At 68.6% G+C, this 236-nt stretch carries 1 pseudogene; it reads right to left on the reverse strand.

Annotated elements, in window-relative coordinates:
• Positions 1 to 236 (reverse strand): annotated as a pseudogene (locus ACQG3P_RS23680) (MFS transporter); the annotation flags it as partial.

Here is a 236-nt window from a genome sequence, read left to right on the forward strand (position 1 = left end):
CGACACCAGGCCGATCACCGCCGCGCCCCTCAGGGAGTACGCCGGCACCAGCGGGTCGCCGGTACGCTCCACCAGCCAGGCGGTGAACAGCGGCGTGGTGCCTCCGAACAGCGACACCGAGACGTTGAACGCGATCGACAGCGCGCTGTACCGCACCGGGGTGTAGTACAGCGCCGGCAGCGTGGACGGCATGGAACTGGTGAAACACACCAGCGCCAACCCGAGCAGCATCAGGC

It is taken from the genome of Stenotrophomonas sp. SrG (assembly GCF_050031795.1).
GTDB classification, from domain to species: Bacteria; Pseudomonadota; Gammaproteobacteria; order Xanthomonadales; family Xanthomonadaceae; genus Stenotrophomonas; species Stenotrophomonas rhizophila_A.